4 protein-coding genes are annotated in these 3912 nt (G+C 66.4%); all 4 read right to left on the reverse strand.

Features of this window, described 5'->3' with window-relative positions:
* Positions 1-155: 155 nt before the first annotated feature.
* Complete coding sequence (locus ACT53M_RS20075; RefSeq protein ID WP_476235690.1) at positions 156-1175, reverse strand: NADPH:quinone oxidoreductase family protein; 1020 nt, start codon at positions 1173-1175, stop codon at positions 156-158.
* Positions 1138-1767: a 3-isopropylmalate dehydratase small subunit gene (gene leuD / locus ACT53M_RS20080; RefSeq protein WP_476235691.1), complete on the reverse strand. Its 630-nt coding sequence runs from the start codon at positions 1765-1767 to the stop codon at positions 1138-1140. The genes ACT53M_RS20075 and leuD overlap by 38 nt, the downstream gene beginning before the upstream one ends.
* 95 nt (positions 1768-1862) lie before the next feature.
* Positions 1863-2003 carry a hypothetical protein gene (locus ACT53M_RS20085; protein WP_476235692.1) on the reverse strand — a complete coding sequence of 47 codons (141 nt, stop codon included), beginning with the start codon at positions 2001-2003 and terminating at the stop codon, positions 1863-1865.
* A gap of 18 nt (positions 2004-2021) precedes the next feature.
* Entirely contained in the window at positions 2022-3464 is a 1443-nt protein-coding gene (gene leuC, locus ACT53M_RS20090) for a 3-isopropylmalate dehydratase large subunit (protein WP_476235693.1), read from the reverse strand.
* Positions 3465-3912: the final 448 nt, after the last annotated feature.

A 3912-nucleotide genomic window follows, 5' to 3' on the forward strand; every position in this document is an offset into this window, starting at 1 on the left:
CGACCGTCTTCTTCTCGGCGATTGCACTCGCTGCCACCGTCATCTTCTGGCTCTGATCAGTGAGTCCTGAACCTAGGCTTTTGCGCATGGCGACATTATACAGCGGACCCGCCTATTGCCTATGCGGAACATGCCAGCTCTTCGGCCACGAAAGTCTACGAGCCTACTTCCTCATTCCCCGCCACCCGCACCACCACCTTCCCGATCACCGCCCGCGCCGCCATCTTGGCGATCGCCGCACCGCCTTCTGCAAACGGAAACACCTCCGTAACCCGCGGCGCGATCTTGCCTTCGCTCCACAGCCGGAACAGCGTGTCGACATGCGCGCGGTTCGCCTGGGGGTCGCGCGCGGCAAAGGCGCCCCAGAACACGCCGCACACGTCGCAGCTCTTGAGCAGCGTCAGGTTGAGCGGCAGCTTCGGGATGCCCGCCGGGAAGCCCACCACCAGATAGCGCCCCTCCCAGCCGATCGCGCGCAGCGCCGGCTCGGCATAGTCGCCGCCGACCGGATCGTAGATCACGTCCGCCCCCCTGGGGCCGACCGCCGCCTTGAACGCCTCGGCCAGCGCCTTCGACGCCTCCTTGTCCAGAGGTCCGCGCGGATAGACGAGCGTCGCGTCCGCCCCCGCCGCCCGCGCGGCCTCGGCCTTTTCCTCTGAGGAGACCGCCGCCACCACCGTCGCGCCGTACGCCTTGCCCAGCTCGATCGCCGCAAGCCCGACACCACCCGCCGCGCCCAGCACCAGCAGCGTCTGCCCGGCCTTCAGCTTGCCCCGGTCGAGCAGCGCATGGATCGTCGTCGCATAGGTGAGCAGCAGCGCCGCCCCTTCCTCGAAGCTGCGCCCCTCCGGCAGGCGATAGAGTTGCGCCGGGCTCAGCACCAGCTTCTCGACCAGCCCGCCATGGCCCGGCACAGCGATCACCCGGTCGCCCGGCGCCCAGTCAGTGACCCCCTCGCCCACCGCCTCGATCACGCCGCCGATCTCGCCGCCCGGGGCGAACGGCCGGGGCGGCTTGAACTGGTATTTGTCCTCGATGATTAGCACATCGGGATAGTTGATCGCGCAGGCCCGCACCGCGACCAGCACCTGGCCCTTCCCCACTGCGGGATCGGGCACTTCCTCGAGGCTTAGAGTATCAGGTCCGCCCGACGCCTTCGACAGCAACGCCTTCATGCCCGCCTCCTACAGCGATCCACGGGCGTTCGTGCGCCACCGCGGATTCGTATTTCGAAATCGCGGTATCTTGTGCCAGCGTCATGCCGATCTCGTCCAGCCCCTGCATCAGGCAGTCGCGGCGAAACGGGTCCAGTTCAAAGGTGAAGCGGTCCTGGAAGTCGGTGGTGACGGTCATCGTCTCCAGATCAACGGTGATGGTGTTGGCGCGCGCCACTTCGACCAGCCGGTCGATCGCTTCCTGCGGCAGCACCACGGTGACGATGCCGTTCTTGAAGGCATTGCCGGAGAAGATGTCGGAAAAGCTCGGCGCGATCACTGCCTTGATGCCCAGATCGGCCAGCGCCCAGGCGGCGTGCTCGCGGCTCGAACCGCAGCCGAAATTCTCGCCCGCCACCAGGATCGGGCTGCCGGCATAGCGCGGGTCGTCGAACAGGTTGCCCGGCTCCGCCCGCACGCTTTCGAACGCGCCCTTGCCCAGCCCTTCGCGCGTCGTGGTCTTCAGCCAGTGGGCGGGGATGATGATGTCGGTGTCGATATTCTTGGCGCCCCAGGGATAGGCGCGGCCCGAAACCTGCTGGATCGGTTCCATCAGCGGCGCTCCGCCGACACGGCATTCAGGTACATGGACACAGCTTTCCCAACGGATGGCGGCGCCATCCCTCAACTCTTTCTAACCGCCGCGGCTCAGCGCGGTGCGGCGACAACCCGTTCCGCCGGCGCCGGCGGCTTCAGCGATGCTTCCGCGCGGGGATAGGCCCCCGCATAGGCGGCAGCGAGGCCGCTCAGAATGGTTCCGGCAATCAACGCGACAAGCGCCCTTTTCATGGCGTTATCCCCTCTTGGTCACGCATGGTTCGCCATCAACTCGCGAACATCGGTCAGGTGCCCGGTCACCGCCGCCGCCGCCGCCATTGCCGGCGAGACGAGGTGCGTGCGGGCGCCCGGACCCTGGCGTCCTACGAAATTGCGATTCGAAGTGGAAGCACAACGTTCTCCGGCGGGAACCTTGTCCGGATTCATCGCCAGACACATCGAACAGCCCGGCTCGCGCCACTCGAAGCCCGCCTCGGTGAAGATGCGATCCAGCCCTTCCGCCTCGGCCTGCCGCTTCACCAGCCCCGAGCCCGGCACGATCAGTGCCTGGCGGATGCGGTCGGCAACCTTGCGCCCCTGCACCACGGCGGCGGCGGCGCGCAGATCCTCGATCCGGCTGTTGGTGCACGAGCCGATAAAGACATGCTCGATCGCAATGTCCTGCATCGCCATGCCCGGCGTCAGGCCCATATAGTCGAGCGAGCGCTGCGCCGCCGCACGCTTCGACGGATCGGCGAAGCTTTGCGGATCGGGCACCACGCCGGTGATCGGCACGACATCCTCGGGGCTGGTGCCCCAGGTGAGCGACGGGGCGATGTCGCTGGCATCCAGCTTCACCACCTTGTCGTACACCGCGCCCTTGTCGGTCGGCAGCGACTTCCAATAGGCGACGGCACGGTCCCACGCCTCGCCAGTGGGGGCGAGCGGGCGGCCCTTCAGATAGTCGAACGTCTTCTGGTCCGGCGCGATCAGGCCCGAGCGCGCGCCGCCCTCGATCGACATGTTCGAAACGGTCAGCCGCCCCTCGATCGACAGGTCGCGGATCACCTCGCCGGTGAATTCGATGACATAGCCGGTGCCGCCTGCCGCACCGATCTTGCCGATGATCGCCAGCACCACATCCTTGGCGCTGACGCCGTGGCCCAGCGTGCCGTCGACGCGGACTTCCATCGTCCTGGACTGTTTGAGCAACAGCGTCTGGGTGGCGAGCACATGCTCCACCTCGCTGGTGCCGATGCCGAACGCCAGCGCCCCCAGCGCGCCATGCGCCGAAGTGTGGCTGTCGCCGCACACCAGTGTCGAACCCGGCAGCGTAAAGCCCTGCTCCGGCCCGACGACATGGACGATCCCCTGCCGCGCATCGAGCGCGTCGATATAGGGCACGCCGAACTCGGCGACGTTGCTACGCAGCGCCGAAAGCTGCCCCGCGCTGGCCGGATCGGCGATCGGCAGCATGTGGCCCTGCGCGTCGACGCGCGCCGTGGTCGGCAGGTTGTGATCGGGCACCGCCAGCGTAAGATCGGGCCGCCGCACCGGCCGCCCGGCCGCGCGCAGGCCGGCAAAGGCCTGCGGGCTGGTCACTTCATGGACGAGGTGCCGGTCGATATAGATCAGACAGGTGCCATCGTCCCGGCGCTCGACGACATGGTCGGCCCAGATCTTTTCATACAGGGTGCGGGGTTCACCAGACATGGCGGCGCTTTAGTCGAATCGTGCGCCGATGCAAGGTTTGGAGTAATTTTCTGCTCCCCTTGCCGCCCCCGGCCGAGGGGCAATGGCATGCGCCTCCGTTTGTCATCCACGCGAAGGCGGGGATCGATTGGCGCTGAAATGACGGTTCTTTCTTCCAGCGCCGAGGATAATGGATTCCCGCCTTCGCGGGAATGACGTTGGTTTGCGGCGCCGCTTTCCCTCCCGGTAAGCGTCCGGTGGCGGCCGTCGGCCGAAAAATTGAGCGTCGGCTCCCGCCCAGTTGCGGTCATTCGAACCTTGTCGCATCATCTTCAGCATTAACTGCTAGGCAGGTGAACCGTTTGGCGCGCGGACGAAAATGGTTGAAGGATTAGGTTCAGGACTCACTGATCAGAGCCAGAAGATGACGGTGGCAGCGAGTGCAATCGCCGAGAAGAAGACGGTCGGG

It is taken from the genome of Sphingomonas sp. DMC6 (assembly GCF_056314225.1).